Genomic DNA, 15,730 nt, shown 5'->3' with positions numbered 1-15,730 from the left:
GGAAAGGCTATGTGGGGGGACATCGCTGATCTTGTGCTCCGGGCGGACTGCGTGTGCTGCGGGCGCCTGGTGGTCTCGGCACATCCGGCGTGCCCGGAGTGCCTGGCGGACCTTTCAGCGCCCTGGCAGCGGTGGGATCCGCCCGTGGCCGTGGCGCCCGTCTACGCGGCGGGGGCCTATGGTGGGCCTCGCCGGAGCCTGGTGATCGCGGCGAAGGATCGGCTGCGTGCCGCGGCGATCGACTTGATGGGGCGGATGTACTACACGGGATTGCAGGGCATCGCCTCCCGCGGAGTGGTGCCGGATCCGCGCCTAGGGCCCGTGGCGCTGCTACCCGCACCGACCCGGCGTTCGGCAGAGAAGAACCGCGGCGGGGACGTCGTCACCCGCGCGGCACTCACCACCCGCGCCCTGCACAGCGCGCGACATCCGCAGGCGAGCGCGAACATCGGCGTGTTTCAGCTGGCGCACGTCAACGAGCGAGCACGGGATTCGGTGGGGCTTGGCCGGCAACAGCGACGAAGTAACATCGCGGCGTCGATTGACATGCATCCAGAACGGGTGAGCAGCGCACGCGAGTACCTCAGCCGGGGTGCCCGCGCGGTGATTGTGGATGACGTCCTCACCACCGGCGCGACCAGCGCGCACTTTGCATTGCCGCTGGCCAGCGTGGGGATTGTGGTGGACGCGATCCTCGTCCTCGCGGCCGTGTAGTTTTGCTATCCTAGAGGTGGAAAGAGCATCACAGCGGGCGCTGAGTAATCCCACCCAGTGACGCGTGGTGACCACGAGGATTGAAGGAGGTTGCGCGATGTCCAAGGACAACTCCGCACCAGTCAACCAAGAAGCTCCACAAGCACACGTTGAAATCACCGGCAGGAACGTTGAAGTTCCGGAGCATTTCGCAGATCGAGTCAATGCCCGCCTGGCGAAGATTGAACGTTTGGACCCAACGCTGACCTCTTTCCACGTGGAGCTGCAGCACGAGCCGAACCCGCGCCGTGCTGATGAGTCCGACCGCATTCAGATCACCGCATCCGGCAAGGGCCACATCGCCCGCGCAGAGGCCAAGGAAGACAGCTTCTACGCTGCCCTGGAAGTGGCCATTGGCCGCATGGAGCGCTCCCTGCGCAAGGTGAAGGCTCGCCGCCGCATCTCCCGCTCCGGCCACCGCGCGCCGCTGTCCACCGGTGAAGTGGCAGCTCAGCTGGTGGAGGAAGCAAAGCCACAGGAAGAAGCGCCAGGCAAGTACGATGTTGATCCGTACGAGGATCAGTTCAAGCCTGGCCAGGTTGTGCGCCGCAAGACCCACAAGGCTGTTCCGATGAGCGTGGATGACGCGCTGTCCGAGATGGAACTGGTGGGCCACGACTTCTACCTGTTCATCAACGAAGAGAACAACCAGCCGTCCGTGGTGTACCGCCGCCACGCTTACGACTACGGATTGATTGCCATTAAGGAGTAATCCTTAGCGAACCGATGGCACGCCCCGGCACCCTATGTTGACCCTTCAGCCGAAGGGTGCAATATAGGGTGTTTTTATGAATTGTGTGCGCTTAAGGTTCGCTCCGGGATGCAAACCGGAGTAGGATGCTTAGCATTGTGCAAGTAGCAGGGATGCTTTTTAAGGCTCTGCTCGACCCTCAAACGAAAAGGACCAACTGACCAGTGTTTGGACTCTCCAAGATTCTCCGTATCGGCGAAGGACGTAACGTCAAGCGCCTTGAGAAGATCGCTGAACAGGTGATGGATCTCGATGAGCAGTATGCACAGCTCAGCGATGATGAACTTCGCGAGAAAACTGCGGAGTTTCAAACGCGCATCCAGGACAAGGGCGAGTCCCTGGACGATGTTCTGCTAGAGGCATTCGCGACCGCCCGCGAGGCGTCCTGGCGCGTGCTGGGGCAGAAGCACTACAAGGTGCAGATCATGGGTGGCGCGGGCCTGCACTACGGTTTCGTCTCCGAGATGAAGACCGGTGAGGGTAAGACCCTGACCTGTGTGCTCCCCGCCTACCTGAACGCCCTGTCCGGCAAGGGTGTGCACGTGGTCACCGTGAATGATTACCTGGCGAAGCGTGACGCGGAATGGATGGGCCGTGTTCACCGTTTCCTGGGACTGACCACCGATGTGATTCTGTCCAACAAGCGACCTGCTGAACGACGCCAGGCGTACGCCGCAGACATCACGTATGGAACCAACAACGAGTTTGGTTTCGATTACCTGCGCGACAACATGGCGCACTCCCTGGATGACTTGGTGCAGCGTGGCCACAACTTCGCCATCATCGATGAGGTGGACTCCATCCTGATCGATGAGGCCCGTACCCCTCTGATTATTTCGGGTCCCGTGGGCGGATCCAGCGAGTGGTTTGTGGCGTTTGCGCGGATCGCTCCGAAGATGACGCGCGACATCCACTATGAAATCGACGAGCGGAAGAAGACCGTCGGTATCAAGGAAGAGGGTGTGGAGTTCGTTGAGGACCAGCTGGGCATTGAAAACCTGTATGCCCCTGAGCACTCTCAGTTGGTGAGCTACCTCAACAACTCCATCAAGGCTAAGGAGCTCTTCACTCGGGATAAGGACTACATCGTCCGTAATGGCGAGGTCATGATCGTGGACGAGTTCACAGGCCGTGTGCTGGAGGGCCGTCGTTACAACGAGGGCATCCACCAGTCCATCGAGGCGAAGGAAGGGGTGGAGATTAAGAACGAGAACCAGACGCTGGCGACCGTGACCCTCCAGAACTACTTCCGCATGTACGACAAGCTGTCCGGAATGACCGGTACCGCGGAGACCGAGGCTGCTGAGCTGAAGTCCACCTACGGCTTGGATGTTGCCCCGATCCCGACGAACCGGGAGAACCAGCGCGTGGACCAGGTGGACCTGATCTACAAGACTCAAGAGGCCAAGTTCGAGGCCGTGGCCGATGACATCTCCGAGCGCGTGGAGAAGGGCCAGCCGGTTCTGGTGGGTACCACCTCCGTGGAGCGTTCCGAGTACCTGTCCAAGCTGCTGCAGCGCCGCGGCATCCGGCACTCCGTGCTGAACGCGAAGTACCACGAGCAGGAAGCCGAGATCGTGGCCCAGGCGGGCCGTTCCGGTGCCGTGACCGTGGCAACGAACATGGCCGGCCGTGGTACGGACATCGTGCTGGGTGGTAACCCAGACATCTTGGCGGACATTAACCTGCGCGAGCGTGGCCTGGATCCCGTGGAGGACCCGGAGGCCTACGAGACGGCCTGGGATGAGGAGATCGCGAAGGTGCGTGAGGCCTCCAAGAAGGAAGCGGAGATCGTGCGCGAGGCCGGTGGCTTGTACGTGCTGGGCACGGAGCGTCACGAGTCCCGCCGTATCGACAACCAGCTCCGAGGCCGTTCCGCCCGTCAGGGTGACCCGGGTGAAACCCGCTTCTACCTGTCCATGCGTGACGACCTGATCGTGCGCTTCGTGGGACAGACCATGGAGGCGATGATGACCCGCCTGAACATCCCGGACAACGAGGCTATCGACTCCAAGATGGTCACCAACTCCATCAAGAGCGCCCAGGGCCAGGTAGAGGCCGCGAACTTCGAGATGCGCAAGAACGTGCTGAAGTACGACGAGGTCATGAACGAGCAGCGCAAGGTGATCTACCGTGAGCGTCGTCAGATCCTCGAAGGCGAAGACGTGGCGGTGCAGATCCGCGGCATGCTAAGGGACACCATCGCCGCGTACGTGGACGGCGCGACCGCCGAGGGCTACGTGGAGGACTGGGACCTGGACACGCTGTGGAACGCCCTGGAGGCGCTCTACGGGCCGTCCTTCACCCACGAGGAACTGGTGGAGGGCACCGACTACGGCAAGGCCGGCGAGCTGTCCTCCGGTCAGCTGCTGGAGGCTCTGCTCGAGGACGCCAATGCGCAGTACGACGAGCTGGAGGAGACGGTGGCTGCCATCGGCGGCGAGGAGCAGATGCGCGGCATGGAGCGCGCCGCTCTGCTGAACGTGGTGGATGAGAAGTGGCGCGAGCACCTTTACGAGATGGACTACCTGAAGGAAGGCATCGGCCTGCGCGCGATGGCGCAGCGCGATCCTCTGGTGGAGTACCAGCGTGAAGGTGGCGACATGTTCAACCGCATGAAGGAGGGCATCAAGGAGGAGACGATCCGCCAGCTCTTCCTGGTGCGCAAGCAGATGGCGCAGAACAACGCGTCCGGCTCGATGCCGCTGCACGATCCCGCGCAGCATGTGGAGACCCAGGAATCTAACTCCGTGACGGGTGGCTAACACGCGGTTGGCTAGCTAGATCACGTGGAGGGACTCGAGGCGCCATTGATTGGTGCCTCGAGTTTTTGTTGTGGGGGTGAGCCGGTCCAACGGCACCTTGAACTTGGAGCGCCGCAGGCACAGGGTTCCTGCGACCGCGCGGATGCGCCTGCCCACCACGATGGTGGCGCAGAAGCGCACCTCGTGCCGGTAGCCGCGCAGGCTGGACACAGGCGGTTGCAGGTGCAGGCTCTTGAGCGTGAGGCTGGTGCCCGGCGGAATCCTGCGCTGGACCTCGTACGTGTAGGGCGTGATGCGTGGGTGGAAGGGGCCCTTGGCCAGGATGTGCACCGGCCTGAGGCGCTGCAGGATCTCCAGCCAGAGGGTGAGCATGCCCGCGACGTGCTCGACCCGGGGCGGGGTGACGGAAGGGCCGTGATCTTCACTGCTGCCAGCTGTGGGTAGCGCGTTGCTGGTGGCGACGGTGACCGGGTGCGGCGGCGACGGGCGGCGCAGGATGGCGTAGCCCGGCAGCACGCAGGTGGCAGTGTGCTCGGTGTGCTCAGTAGGTTCAGTGTGCTCGGTCGGTACTGTGGCAGTCATCGATTCCCCCGATATCTGTGGTGACTGTCGTAAGACGCGCGCATACATGCGCGTACCAGGCAGCCTAGCGCATGTTCTTTCCACGCGTCTATTTCATGGCAGAATGGACACCATGCGTGCATTAATTGTTGACTATTGCGGTGTATTGGATGGTGCGGAAGAGGATCGTCGCCGGTGGCGCAAGTTGCTGACCGCCGCGCGCACCGAGGGCCTGGGCACGGCCATTTTGTCGAATGATCCCGGCGGAGATGCCGCCGCCCCGATCCGTCAGTGGCAGGAGGCAGGGTATGTGGACCACGTGATCCTGTCCGGCGAGGTGGGCGCCGAGAAGCCGTCGGAGGAGATCTTCACCATCACCGCCGACCGCCTGGAGCTTAACCGCAAGGACCTGGTGTTGGTGGACGATAACATCGTGAACATCCGCGGCGCTGTGGAGGCGGGCCTTGTGGGCGTGTACTACCAGCAATTTGACCGCGCAGTGGTGGAGATCCAGGGCCTGTTTGGCCTGGAGGGGGAGTTTTAGCCCATGCGTGTGTATATTCCAGCGACCTTCGACATGCTGAGCGCGCTGAAGGCGGACGGGGAGCACCCGATCCGCTCGGGCGTGGCGTTCGCGCTGACCCCTGCGGTGCGCGAGTTTTACACGGGTGGCGATGAGGAGGAGCTGGCGTACACCGCCTTTCTGGATGCGGCCCGCGCTTCGCTGCGCCTGCTGGCCTCGGGGGATGAGCAGCGTTTCCCGCACCGCCGCGTGGTAATCAGCGCGGACATCGCCGATAACTCCCTGCAGATGTCTCCGGCGGATGGGGAGTCCGTGGTGCGTGTGTCACCCGCCGTGCTCTCGATTGCGCAGCTGGCGGCGATTCACGTGGATGATGCCGACGCCGAAGCCGCCACCGCGAAAGCCATCACCTGTATTGACGAGGCCGATCTTGGTGATGAGGATGCCGAGTTGGCCCTGGGTGACGCCGAGGATAACCTGATGAGCTGGTACGACGCCAAGGAACTCGCGTTCCTGGTGGACCTGCTCTAGACAAAGGCAGCTGCTCTACAGCTCCCAGTGGTTGTTGGATCGCAGCGCTTCGAGCAGGCGGCGCACCGCGCTCACTCGGCGGGCGGACGCCCCCTCTAAGGTGTCCAGCTTGCATTCGGGATCGGCGGGAGGGCCGATGTGCGTGCACCCTCGCGGGCAAGTCTCGGCGACCTCGCGGAGATCGTCGAAGACCCCGATGATGGTCTCTGGGTCTACGTGGGCCAGGCCGAAGCTTCGGATTCCCGGGGTGTCGATGACCCACCCACCGCCGGGCAGTTTCAAGGCCACGGATTGCGTGGAGGTATGGCGCCCCTTGCCCACTCCGCTGACTTCTCCGGTGGCGCGCTCGGCGTCGGGGACAAGACGATTGACCAGGGTTGATTTGCCCACACCCGAATGGCCCACGGTGGCGGATACGGTGTTGTTCAGGCGGGCGACGAGGGGGGAGAGGTCGTCGTCCACGCCCGTCAGCAGGATCTCCAGGCCCAGGTCCACAAACTCGGCGGCGAACTCGCGAGGATCGGCGAGGTCGGATTTCGTCAGGCACAGGATCGGCCGCAGCCCGCCCACGAACGCGGCGATGAGCGCCCGCTCCACGAAGCCTGCGCGGGGAGGGGGATCGGCCACGGCGGTGACAATCAGCAGGTTATCGGCGTTGGCGACCACGATGCGTTCGTAGGGGTCGGTGTCATCCGCGGTGCGGCGCAATACGCTGGTGCGTTCCTCTAGCTTCACGATCCGGGCCAGGGTGTCCTTCTTCCCGGAGGTGTCACCCACCACGCCCACGCGGTCGCCCACCACCACCGCGGTGCGGCCCAACTCCCGGGCACGCATGCACGTCACTTCCACGCCCGTGTCCTCCAGGACCACGCCCCAGCGGCCGCGATCTTTGGAGATCACCATTCCCCGCTTCGCGTCCTTGTGCTCGGGGCGGTCCTTCGTGCGGGGGCGGGAGCGTTTGGAAGGACGGATCCTGATGTCCGATTCGTCCCAGTCTCGCCTAGCCACGGGAGCGTCCCAGCAGCTGGGCCCATCGCTCGCGGAAGCCCGGGAGGGTCTTTGCGGTGGTATCGATGTTCTCCACGTGGATGCCCTCGACCGTGAGGCCCAGGATCGCACCAGCGGTAGCCATGCGGTGATCCGCGTAGGACAGCCACGTGCCTCCCTGCAGCTGCTTCGGCTCGATGACCAGGCCGTCTGCGGTTTCCTTCACCTGGCCGCCCAAGGCGTTGATGTTGTCCGCTAGGGCCTTCAGCCGGTCGGTTTCGTGGCCGCGTAGGTGTGCGATGCCGTACAGGTGGGAGGGGCTGTGCGCCAGGGCAGCCAGCGCCACCACCGTGGGGGTGAGCTCGCCGATGTCGTGCATGTCCCACGTGATGCCCTGGAGTTCCCCCGTGCCGCGGACGATGAGCTCCTGGTTGTGGGCGTCGAAATCCACATCGGTGCCCATGTCCTCCAGGATGGTGCGGAATTGGTCGCCCGGCTGCGTGGTGCTCTGCGGCCACTGGGCGATGCGCACCGTGCCCCCCGTGGCGGCCGCAGCGGCCATGAACGGGGTGGCGTTGGACAGATCCGGCTCCACATTCCACGTGCGGGCGGCGATGGGGCCGGGCTGGACCGTCCACCGGTTGTGCGTCACCTCCACGGTCACGCCGGCGGCGCGGAGCATCTCCACGGTCATCTCCACATGCGGCTGGGAGGGCAGGGAGTCCCCGTCGTGAATGACGGTGAGGCCCTCGGTGTAGCGGGCGCCAGCGAGCAGGAGTCCGGAGACGAACTGGGAGGACGAGGAGGCGTCGATAACCACCTGTCCGCCGTCGATCGCGCCGGTGCCCTGCAGGAGGAACGGGAGGGACTGCGTAGGCGTGCCGGAGGTGGACTGGACTGCCGCGCCCAGGGCGGTGAGACTGTTGATGGTGGTGGCCATGGGCCGACGCCGGGCTTGCTCGTCACCGTCGAACTCCACCGTGCCCTGGGCCAACACAGCCACGGGCGGGACGAAGCGCATGACGGTGCCGGCCAGGCCGCAGTCAATGGTCCCGCCGTGCAGCGTGTCCGTGGGGACCACGTGGATGGTGGTGCCGTCGACGGTGATGGAGGTGCCGAGCTGGCGCAGGGCGTCCGCCATGAGGAGCGTGTCGCGACTGATGAGGGCGCCATTGATGGTGGACGGCCCGTCGGCCAGCGCGGAGAGGATCAGCGCACGGTTGGTGATGGATTTCGAGCCGGGGATGGCTACGGTTGCGTCGATGGGTTTCTCTGCGAGGGGTGCTGGCCACAAATCGTCAGTCGTCATGCCCTCTATTGTTCCAAATTTCCCGTCATAATGGGACATATGTGTGGCCGTTATGTGTTGTTTAGTTCGATGGAGCAGATTGCGTCCACTGTGGCGCAGCATCTGCCGCAGGGGCCGTGCCCTCAGACAGTACAGACGCAGGAATTGCAGCCGAATTTTAATGTGGCGCCCACGCATGTGGTGCCGATTATTCGCCTGTTTCAGGGCGTGCCGACGGTGGGGCCCGCGCAATGGGGCTATCCGCCGCGCACCGTGTTTAATGCCCGCGGTGAGACCCTGAAGGATAAGCCCCTGTTTGCAGGGAGTCTCCCGTGCGCGTTCGTGATGGACGGGTGGTACGAGTGGACGGGCGAGCGCGGGGAGAAGCAGCCGTGGTTCACCCATCGCGCAGATGAGCAGCCGCTGATCGTGGCAGGACTGTGCACGGTGCGCGAGGGGGTGCTGTATGCCACGATCGTCACCTGCGCCGCCGTTCCCGAACTGGAGTGGCTTCATCATCGCATGCCTCGCCTGCTGCTGGGGGAGGGGGAGCTGGACGCCTGGTTGCAGGGGGAGGACTGGTCTGTCCTTGCCACCATCGACGCCGAGGCGGTCGCCCACGCCGGTCTCACATCCAGGAAAGCCTCGCGGCAGGTCGGCAGCGTGCGCAATAATTCACCGGCGCTGATCGGGTGGGAATAAACTACTAGGGACAACGTTGATTGGAAGGTGACACAATTGCCTCAACGCACTGAAGAAACCGACGCCGAATTGCTGGCTCGTTTTGAATCGGATGCGCTGCCCCTGCTGGATCAATTGTATGGCGCCGCGTTGCGCATGACGCGCAATCCCGCGGACGCTCAGGATTTGGTCCAGGACGCCTACATGAAGGCCTATCAGGCGTTCGGTTCCTTTAAACCGGGAACGAACTTGAAGGCGTGGATGTACCGCATTTTGACGAATACGTACATCAACAATTACCGCAAGGCGCAGCGCCGGCCGCAGGAGTCCTCGGCTGACGAGATGACGGATTGGCAGGTGGCGGAATCCGCCTCCCACGATTCGGTGGGCTTGGAGTCCGCGGAAGTGGAAGCGCTGAAAAGGATTCCCGACCAGCGCATCCGCACAGCCCTGATGGATCTGGGCGAGGACTACCGCATGGTGGTCTACTACGCCGACGTGGAGGGGCTTGCTTACAAGGAGATCGCGGAGATCATGGACACTCCCATCGGCACGGTGATGAGCCGGCTGTCGCGTGGGCGTAAGCAGCTGCGCACGGCCTTGAAGGACGTGGCTGCGGAGCACGGCATTGCCGTAGACAAAGGCGCGAAGAATGCCAGCGCACAGAAGGCCAGCGCGAAGAATGCCAGCACTAAGACAACGAAGGAGCACGGCTATGTCTAAGAAATCCCAATGCGACGACCTGGTCCGAGCACTCTATGAATATGTTGATGGTGCTGGGGATGCGCAGGCTCGAGCGCAACTGAAGAAGCACGCGGAGGAGTGCCCAAGCTGTCTAGAAGCGCTGGGGATTGAGCAGCAGGTGCGGGAGATTCTCCGCTCCAGTTGCTGCGAGCAGGCCCCGACGGAGCTGCGGGCGAGAATCACCCGCAGCCTGCGTATCACGCGCGTGGAGTACCGGGCTTAACATGTGAAAAAGCGAGAACTGACGTGAAGTCAGTTCTCGCTTTTTATGCTCTACGGGGTGTGTTAAGCGTTTGGACGCTTACCGTGGTTTGCCTTGCCCTTGCGGCGGTCCTTGCGCTTACGGCCACGCTTGCTCATGTGGAAGCTCCTTTATGGGGTTTGATGTAGTAACCGCACTAGTCTAACGCGTGAGGTTCGCGTTAGGGAAATATTTACAGGGAAATGCGGGTGCGGTTGCGGGCGCGACCGCGGTTGTTGCGGCGCTTCAGGGCGCGGCGCTCGTCCTCGCTCATGCCGCCCCACACGCCGGCGTCCTGGCCAGACTCGATGGCCCAGTTCAGGCACTGCGTGGTGACGCTGCAGCGGTTGCAGACCAGCTTGGCCTGTGCGATCTGGGTGAGAGCTGGGCCGGAGTTACCTACTGGGAAGAACAGTTCTGGGTCCTCGTCGCGGCAGACTGCTTTGTGGCGCCAATCCATGTGGTAGGTCCTTTCATGACTGCGTGGGGGTACGCGAACGTGCCTCCCACTGTGTGGGGTGTTTTTCGTGGTGGGGACTGCGGCGAAGTGGCGTTGCCGAGTGCTTATGTGGTCCCGTGGCGGCTTCTCGCCGTAATCAGAGAATCCCCCTGGGTTTAACTGGCTGTTAAACCGAGTGACTCTTCTTTGTTACTTGGTACATACTGACATGTGAAAAGCTGCTGCGCTAGAGGTAGATGCGAAAATGTGATGAAGATCACACTGTTTTGATTTTGTGTTATTCAGAACCCAGAGTAGAGCCTAACCTACCCCACGGGCTACACTCAACACCTATGAAAGCGTCCTCCTTTATCTCCTCAGAGATCCCCACAACCATCAAACTCGCCGGCTTCTTTGGCGTCGTGGAGGGCCTCGCCGGCCTGGTCATCGCCGCAGTCCTGCTGGTTCGAGACCTCATGGGCTACGAATCCCCCGGAGCCGTCATCAGTGGTGCAGGAACCGCACTGTGGTTCCTGCTGATCTTCGGGGCGATCCTCGCCGCTGGCATCGCCCTGCTGACAGCCCACGCCTGGGGACGCGGTCCCATCGTCTTCTTCCAACTGTGTCTGCTGGGCGTGGCGTATTACATGTTCACGTCCTCCCGCCCAGAGCTCGGTGTTCCCACCGCCCTCATCGCCCTGGTGGGCCTGGCGCTGATCTTCCACAAGAACAGTGTGAACTGGATGATGCAGCGCTACGAGCAGCGCGACTAAAGACTCATGCGCAGAGCGATTAACGACCCACGCGCAGCGCGATTACGCCGACAGAACCACCGTCTCCTGGCCGCGCTGCTCCACCACAAACTTCCCGGCCACCTTCAGCGTCACCGGTCCGGAGTATCCTTGCCGGTCCACCGGAATAGTCCGCTCGACCTCGCCTGAGTGCCAATTCACCACAGCAATCCCCGCCGGCACCGGAACTAGCACACGGCCACCCATGGCGCCACCCGTACCTAAGGCGCCCTCCACATGCCACACGGGCCGCAGCGTGGACGGATCAAAGCCCACCAGCCGCTCACCATCCCACCACGTCATGTGGTGCGGAAGATCAGCCGTCACCGGGCTAAACCCATCGCCAGCTGCCTCCGCCAGGCCGGAAGGCTGAACCGGAAACGTATCCACGGTGTCCGTATCTGCGCGGTACACCTTCACCACCGGCCGGCCGTCATCCCCATGCATGTAGGCCGCCACACGATCCTGAGCCACCGCCACCAACTGGCTGCCCAGCGGCAGGTCCCAACTCTCGTCCTCCTCCGGCTCCGAGGACTCCTCCGGAGTAGTGGTCATGGCCCGCAACACGGAGCGGTTCTCCTCGGCGCAGGACTGTAGCACGGCCAGGAACTCCTTGCGCCACAACGCGCTGGCCATCCCGCACTCTGCATGAGCCTGCTTGTGCGGCTGGGTTGGCGCCTCTACCTGACCCACCTCCACCGTGCGCACCAGGTCCTTGCGCCACAGCTCCACCCGGCGATCGGAGACCGTGCCCACATTGTCGTTGCTCTGCTGCACGCGGACATCCTCGCTGGCCAGGGCGCTGCGCGTGGAATGATACTGGCCTGTGGCAGTCTTAAAACTCACCGCGTCCCCACAGCCCTTCGCTGACCGCATCAGCAACACCGTCACATTCCACGCCATCGCCGAACCGCACACATCGTGCGCCGCCGTGTAACTCCACGCATCCTCGCCCGTGGCCACGTGCTTCACCGTCACCGATCGGTCGTCATGCTGGATCAACACGCCGCCCTCATCCACGGACAGTCGCGACGCCACGTTCGGAGATCTCCACACCTCATGCAGTGTGTCCGGTACGAACCCCTCCGGAAGCTTCGACAATTCCGACGCCGCAATACGAGAGTCAGCGGGGTGGTGCTGAACGCGCCGGGCGTCGGAGGAAAAATAGGCAGAGACGGCCACCAGCACAACAGCAAGGACAATCGCGCACACGGCAACGACATCCCGCGTGGAACGGGACTCAGGACGGGGCAGCGGGACACGCATCAGTGGCGGCGCCTCCTTGATCGACGTCCGGGGGTGAGCCCAACGGATTCCAGGAAGTCCGGCGACTCGCTAAACCGCTGGGGCGGATCGACGAACTGCTGCAGGCCCAGGCTCTCCGCGATGGTATTCCAGCGGTGGACCTCATCCCAGCCCACCAGCGTAATCGCCATTCCCTCCTGTCCCGCGCGGCCCGTGCGGCCAATGCGGTGGACATAGGAGCGCTCGTCAGTGGGGCACTGGACGTTGATCACATGAGACACACCCTCCACGTCAATGCCGCGCGCCGCAACATCGGTCGCCACAATCACAGACACTTGGCCTGTGCGAAATGCCTTCAGGGAACGCTCACGCTCCACCTGCCGCAAACCCCCGTGAATACTGCAGGCCGCAAAGCCCCGCTTGTACAACTTCTCGCCCAGCATCCCGGCCTGCCGCTGCGTGCGTACAAACACAATCGTGCGCTCCACCTCCGCTGCACCAAGGATCTTCGCCAACGCCTCCTCGCGATCCAACTGATGAGACTGAAACACCACCTGGCGGGTGGACTCGTGCGTGGCCTTCGAGGAGCCAGAATCCGCCTGGATCCTCACCGGTTTGCGCATAAACTCACGCGTCAACTCCATGACCGGCGCCGGCAGGGTGGCGGAAAACAGCATTGTCTGGCGGTGGCCATGAGGCGGCTTGGCCAGCAAGAGGATCGTCCGCATGTCCTCAATAAAGCCCTGATCCAGCATCTCATCAGCCTCATCCAACACCAGAATCTCCACCGTGGACAGTGTCAGGTGTCCGCGACGGGACAAATCCAGCACCCGGCCGGGCGTGCCCACAAGAACATCCACGCCGGACTTCAGCGCGGCGATCTGTGGCTCAAAAGCCACGCCGCCGTAAACAGCCTTAATCTTTAGGGGAAGGTGCTCGCCCGCGGACACCAAATCCTCCGCCACCTGCGCGCACAATTCCCGGGTAGGGACAACCACCAGGGCTCGGGGTGTGCCGTCGGGGGCGGAGACTTCGGCGTCGTCAAACACACGATCCAGCAGTGGAATCCCAAATCCCAGCGTCTTTCCGGTGCCCGTCCGCGCCTGGCCGATGATGTCCCTACCCCGCAGCGCCACGGGAAGGGCCAGCTCCTGGATGGAAAAAGGCGTGCGGATGCCGCGGTCCTCAAGCGCCTCGATGATCTCCATCGCAACGCCGAGATCGGCAAAAGTCAAGGCAGTGGATCCTGTCGCCACGTGCACCCACCTTTCGGGCACTCTATGCTTATAGACGGCTATGATGGTCACACTACTGCACCGCCTGGTGCAGTGACACCTCGAGATCATGAAAAGGACGTGGGAAAACCCATGCAGATCAAGATTGGCTTCGTGCACAACGCACGCGAACTCGTACTGGAATCCGAGGAATCACAGGATGCGGTGGTAGAACGCGTAGAAACCTTCTTGGCAAGCACGCAAGACAACGCCACCCTCAGCCTGAGCAGCTCGAAGGGTGCGAAGGTTGTTCTGGTGCGCGACAAGATCGCCTACGTAGAGGTCGGAACGGAGACCAAAAACTCCGTGGGCTTCCTGTGATCGCCTAAATGGCCTCTCACCAGCGCTACGATCTGCCCCAGCCGCACAGCCACCCCGCCCCGAAAGAACCAGGGCGCGGCGTGAAGGCCGTGCTGCTGGGCGCTTTTGTGGTGGTCACTGCCTTGATCCTGGTTACCGTGTTGCGCGAAGGGGGCCAGGATGGTGTTCAGGATGGTCCTGCGGTGGGGGACACGGCGATGAGCGGCTCGGCGGCGGGGGAGTCTAGTGGGTCTGGCGGGGCAGGTCCCATCCCGCAGAGCATCTTCGATGACCTGCGCGTGGGTGAGCTGCCACCTGGCGGCCATTTCAGCACCAAGGGCTCACAGAAGTACCGGACGGTCGGCACGCCCGGCGAGCGCGCAGGCACTGGCACGAAGCATAAGTACACTTACGTGGTGGAGGTGGAGGATACGATCGACGCGGCCACTTACGGCGGGGACGACGCCTTCGCCGCGATCATCGACGCCACCCTCGCTAACCCCAAGTCCTGGATCGCCGATAAGGCCTTTTCCTTCCAGCACGTGGATGCGAAGAAGGTGAAGAATCCCGATTATCGCTTCCAGCTGTCCTCCACGGACACAACCCATGAGCTGTGCGGCAACAGCTACAAGCTGGAAACCAGCTGCTTCTACCGGATTGGCAACCGCGTGGTGATTAACCAGGCGCGGTGGGTGCGCGGCGCTGCCCCGTTCCACGGAGACCTGGGGTCCTATCGCCAATACGTCATTAATCACGAGCTGGGCCACGGCATCGGCTATGCCGCGCACACCCCCTGCGATAAGGACGGCGCGTTGGCTCCGATCATGATGCAGCAGACGTTGTCCATGCGCAATAGTGAGCTGTATAAAATAAATCCGGAAGAAAGCTACAAAAATAATGGGGATACGTGCCGCCCTAATCCGTGGCCGTACCCCTCAGGGAAAGTAACGGATGTGAAGCAGTAATGACTCAGCCACCCGCACATATCCTGACGAGTTTCCAGGTCCCGACCGCACGCCCCACGCGCGTGGAGGGCGCCTGGGCGGGTGGTTGGCGCTGCGATCATGCCGTCATTTCGCGGGCGGATGATCCTGCGCGTGCGGCGTGGATCTCCAAAACGATGACGAAGATCCGCCCCGTGGGGGTGTCCGTGTCTCGCCCGATTTCGTCGTCCGACGGGCGCTTTAGCGTGTCCGGGTGGCGGGCACGCACGTTTTTGAGTGGGGCGCCGTCGCCTCGTTTTGATGAGATGGCCGCCGCAGCGCTGAAGATTAATGATGCGTTGGCGGGGGAGGCTCGCCCGAGTTTCCTGCGACCGCCGGAGGTGGGCACGCCGTGGCGGTCGGCTGATATTTTCGCAGCGGCGGAGGAAGCGGCGTTCGTGGACAACGCCACGCAGTGGATCGCGCCGGTGCTGGATGCGGAGTCCATCCCGCGTGAGGATGTCGCGCAGGCTCTGATGAAGGCCGCGCATGTGCTGGACTTGCGGGAGGAGATTCACGCCGCCGACCAGGTCGTCCATGCCGATGTGGTGGGATGTGTGATGTTCGACGACGCCTCGGATCCCATTTTCACAGACATCGTTCCTACGTTTAGGCCTTATGCGTGGTCGGTGGCGCTGCTGGCCGTGGATTCCATCGCCTGGGCTTCGGCCCCGGATGCGCTGCTGGATCGGTGGGCACACCTAGAGGATTTCGATCAGCTGCTGGTGCGCGCTGTGGTGTACCGGTTGTGTGTGCACATCATGCACCCGGATGCGCGTTCTGAGGCGTGGCCGGGGCTGCAACGCTGCGCGGATGTGGTGGCTGGCAGGATCCGCCGGCAGCGGCACAGCGGTTAGGTGCAGCGGTTAGGCA

Annotated in this window: 19 protein-coding genes; 12 read left to right on the top strand and 7 right to left on the bottom strand. The window is 63.0% G+C overall.

Annotation, left to right across the window (positions count from 1 at the left end; translation table 11 throughout):
• Nucleotides 1–9 precede the first annotated feature (9 nt).
• The 3 genes from IAU67_RS07375 (at nt 10) to secA (ending at nt 4,269) form a co-directional block, all read left to right on the top strand.
• Complete coding sequence (locus tag IAU67_RS07375) at nt 10–714, top strand: ComF family protein (protein WP_151842035.1); 705 nt, start codon at nt 10–12, stop codon at nt 712–714.
• Nucleotides 715–811: 97 nt separating this feature from the next.
• On the top strand, nt 812–1,465 hold the full coding sequence (hpf, locus tag IAU67_RS07370) for a ribosome hibernation-promoting factor, HPF/YfiA family (protein ID WP_151842034.1): 654 nt from the start codon (nt 812–814) through the stop codon (nt 1,463–1,465).
• 203 nt (nt 1,466–1,668) lie between these two features.
• Nucleotides 1,669–4,269, top strand: a complete 2,601-nt coding sequence (secA, locus tag IAU67_RS07365; RefSeq protein WP_151842033.1) for a preprotein translocase subunit SecA — start codon at nt 1,669–1,671, stop codon at nt 4,267–4,269.
• Nucleotides 4,270–4,284: 15 nt separating this feature from the next.
• Here the strand turns inward: secA and IAU67_RS07360 are convergent, their stop codons facing one another.
• Nucleotides 4,285–4,851, bottom strand: a complete 567-nt coding sequence (locus IAU67_RS07360; RefSeq protein WP_151842032.1) for a hypothetical protein — start codon at nt 4,849–4,851, stop codon at nt 4,285–4,287.
• A 112-nt stretch (nt 4,852–4,963) separates the two neighbouring features.
• Between IAU67_RS07360 and IAU67_RS07355 the strand changes: the two genes are divergently transcribed.
• Together IAU67_RS07355 and IAU67_RS07350 are read left to right on the top strand one after the other, a co-directional pair.
• The gene (locus IAU67_RS07355) at nt 4,964–5,374 is read left to right on the top strand and encodes an HAD family hydrolase (RefSeq protein WP_151842031.1); all 411 of its coding nucleotides are present in this window, start codon (nt 4,964–4,966) and stop codon (nt 5,372–5,374) included.
• Between the two features lie 3 nt (nt 5,375–5,377).
• Nucleotides 5,378–5,884 carry a DUF6912 family protein gene (locus IAU67_RS07350; RefSeq protein ID WP_151842030.1) on the top strand — a complete coding sequence of 169 codons (507 nt, stop codon included), beginning with the start codon at nt 5,378–5,380 and terminating at the stop codon, nt 5,882–5,884.
• 15 nt (nt 5,885–5,899) lie between these two features.
• On the opposite strand, the gene rsgA is transcribed toward IAU67_RS07350, so the two are convergent.
• Both rsgA and aroA read right to left on the bottom strand, forming a co-directional pair.
• Entirely contained in the window at nt 5,900–6,892 is a 993-nt protein-coding gene (gene rsgA, locus IAU67_RS07345) for a ribosome small subunit-dependent GTPase A (RefSeq protein ID WP_151842029.1), read from the bottom strand.
• Nucleotides 6,885–8,180, bottom strand: a complete 1,296-nt coding sequence (gene aroA, locus IAU67_RS07340; protein ID WP_151842028.1) for a 3-phosphoshikimate 1-carboxyvinyltransferase — start codon at nt 8,178–8,180, stop codon at nt 6,885–6,887. Before aroA ends, rsgA begins: the two co-directional genes overlap by 8 nt.
• Nucleotides 8,181–8,219: 39 nt before the next feature.
• Between aroA and IAU67_RS07335 the strand changes: the two genes are divergently transcribed.
• The 3 genes from IAU67_RS07335 to rsrA are packed head-to-tail and all read left to right on the top strand — an operon-like array spanning nt 8,220 to nt 9,807.
• Entirely contained in the window at nt 8,220–8,861 is a 642-nt protein-coding gene (locus tag IAU67_RS07335) for an SOS response-associated peptidase (protein ID WP_151842027.1), read from the top strand.
• 36 nt (nt 8,862–8,897) lie between these two features.
• On the top strand, nt 8,898–9,563 hold the full coding sequence (locus IAU67_RS07330; protein ID WP_370451942.1) for a sigma-70 family RNA polymerase sigma factor: 666 nt from the start codon (nt 8,898–8,900) through the stop codon (nt 9,561–9,563).
• Entirely contained in the window at nt 9,556–9,807 is a 252-nt protein-coding gene (gene rsrA / locus IAU67_RS07325) for a mycothiol system anti-sigma-R factor (RefSeq protein WP_151842025.1), read from the top strand. Before IAU67_RS07330 ends, rsrA begins: the two co-directional genes overlap by 8 nt.
• Before the next feature lie 62 nt (nt 9,808–9,869).
• Here the strand turns inward: rsrA and IAU67_RS10115 are convergent, their stop codons facing one another.
• Together IAU67_RS10115 and IAU67_RS07320 are read right to left on the bottom strand one after the other, a co-directional pair.
• Nucleotides 9,870–9,944 (bottom strand): 50S ribosomal protein bL37, encoded by a 75-nt coding sequence (locus IAU67_RS10115; RefSeq protein ID WP_106015642.1) that lies wholly within the window; start codon nt 9,942–9,944, stop codon nt 9,870–9,872.
• A gap of 74 nt (nt 9,945–10,018) precedes the next feature.
• Nucleotides 10,019–10,285, bottom strand: a complete 267-nt coding sequence (locus IAU67_RS07320; protein WP_151842024.1) for a WhiB family transcriptional regulator — start codon at nt 10,283–10,285, stop codon at nt 10,019–10,021.
• A gap of 332 nt (nt 10,286–10,617) precedes the next feature.
• Between IAU67_RS07320 and IAU67_RS07315 the strand changes: the two genes are divergently transcribed.
• Nucleotides 10,618–11,037, top strand: coding sequence for a hypothetical protein (locus IAU67_RS07315; protein ID WP_225723480.1), 420 nt, complete (start codon nt 10,618–10,620; stop codon nt 11,035–11,037).
• A gap of 42 nt (nt 11,038–11,079) precedes the next feature.
• On the opposite strand, the gene IAU67_RS07310 is transcribed toward IAU67_RS07315, so the two are convergent.
• Both IAU67_RS07310 and IAU67_RS07305 read right to left on the bottom strand, forming a co-directional pair.
• Nucleotides 11,080–12,321 (bottom strand): Rv3212 family protein, encoded by a 1,242-nt coding sequence (locus IAU67_RS07310; RefSeq protein ID WP_151842023.1) that lies wholly within the window; start codon nt 12,319–12,321, stop codon nt 11,080–11,082.
• Nucleotides 12,321–13,556, bottom strand: a complete 1,236-nt coding sequence (locus tag IAU67_RS07305; RefSeq protein WP_342355611.1) for a DEAD/DEAH box helicase — start codon at nt 13,554–13,556, stop codon at nt 12,321–12,323. The genes IAU67_RS07310 and IAU67_RS07305 overlap by 1 nt, the downstream gene beginning before the upstream one ends.
• A gap of 111 nt (nt 13,557–13,667) precedes the next feature.
• Between IAU67_RS07305 and IAU67_RS07300 the strand changes: the two genes are divergently transcribed.
• The 3 genes from IAU67_RS07300 to IAU67_RS07290 are packed head-to-tail and all read left to right on the top strand — an operon-like array spanning nt 13,668 to nt 15,714.
• Nucleotides 13,668–13,895, top strand: a complete 228-nt coding sequence (locus tag IAU67_RS07300; protein WP_151842021.1) for a DUF3107 domain-containing protein — start codon at nt 13,668–13,670, stop codon at nt 13,893–13,895.
• 8 nt (nt 13,896–13,903) lie between these two features.
• A complete protein-coding gene (locus IAU67_RS07295) occupies nt 13,904–14,839 on the top strand; it encodes a DUF3152 domain-containing protein (RefSeq protein WP_151842020.1) in 936 nt (311 codons plus the stop codon).
• Nucleotides 14,839–15,714 (top strand): TIGR02569 family protein, encoded by an 876-nt coding sequence (locus IAU67_RS07290; RefSeq protein ID WP_151842019.1) that lies wholly within the window; start codon nt 14,839–14,841, stop codon nt 15,712–15,714. The genes IAU67_RS07295 and IAU67_RS07290 overlap by 1 nt, the downstream gene beginning before the upstream one ends.
• The last annotated feature ends 16 nt before the right edge of the window (nt 15,715–15,730 follow it).

The organism is Corynebacterium zhongnanshanii (genome assembly GCF_014490575.1).
Taxonomy (GTDB): Bacteria; Actinomycetota; Actinomycetes; order Mycobacteriales; family Mycobacteriaceae; genus Corynebacterium; species Corynebacterium zhongnanshanii.
Note: the sequence above shows the minus strand (reverse complement) of the source record. Positions and strands in the feature narration are given on the sequence as shown.

Excerpts from the sequence above, each read along its gene's own strand:
- IAU67_RS07320 (WP_151842024.1), bottom strand. The coding sequence starts at position 10,285 with ATGGATTGGCGCCACAAAGCAGTCTGCCGCGACGAGGACCCAGAACTG.
- IAU67_RS07355 (WP_151842031.1), top strand. The coding sequence starts at position 4,964 with ATGCGTGCATTAATTGTTGACTATTGCGGTGTATTGGATGGTGCGGAA.
- IAU67_RS07360 (WP_151842032.1), bottom strand. The coding sequence starts at position 4,851 with ATGACTGCCACAGTACCGACCGAGCACACTGAACCTACTGAGCACACC.
- IAU67_RS07315 (WP_225723480.1), top strand. The coding sequence starts at position 10,618 with ATGAAAGCGTCCTCCTTTATCTCCTCAGAGATCCCCACAACCATCAAA.
- hpf (WP_151842034.1), top strand. The coding sequence starts at position 812 with ATGTCCAAGGACAACTCCGCACCAGTCAACCAAGAAGCTCCACAAGCA.
- IAU67_RS07310 (WP_151842023.1), bottom strand. The coding sequence starts at position 12,321 with ATGCGTGTCCCGCTGCCCCGTCCTGAGTCCCGTTCCACGCGGGATGTC.
- IAU67_RS07335 (WP_151842027.1), top strand. The coding sequence starts at position 8,220 with ATGTGTGGCCGTTATGTGTTGTTTAGTTCGATGGAGCAGATTGCGTCC.
- aroA (WP_151842028.1), bottom strand. The coding sequence starts at position 8,180 with ATGACGACTGACGATTTGTGGCCAGCACCCCTCGCAGAGAAACCCATC.
- IAU67_RS07350 (WP_151842030.1), top strand. The coding sequence starts at position 5,378 with ATGCGTGTGTATATTCCAGCGACCTTCGACATGCTGAGCGCGCTGAAG.
- IAU67_RS07300 (WP_151842021.1), top strand. The coding sequence starts at position 13,668 with ATGCAGATCAAGATTGGCTTCGTGCACAACGCACGCGAACTCGTACTG.
- IAU67_RS07375 (WP_151842035.1), top strand. The coding sequence starts at position 10 with ATGTGGGGGGACATCGCTGATCTTGTGCTCCGGGCGGACTGCGTGTGC.
- rsrA (WP_151842025.1), top strand. The coding sequence starts at position 9,556 with ATGTCTAAGAAATCCCAATGCGACGACCTGGTCCGAGCACTCTATGAA.
- IAU67_RS07290 (WP_151842019.1), top strand. The coding sequence starts at position 14,839 with ATGACTCAGCCACCCGCACATATCCTGACGAGTTTCCAGGTCCCGACC.
- IAU67_RS07295 (WP_151842020.1), top strand. The coding sequence starts at position 13,904 with ATGGCCTCTCACCAGCGCTACGATCTGCCCCAGCCGCACAGCCACCCC.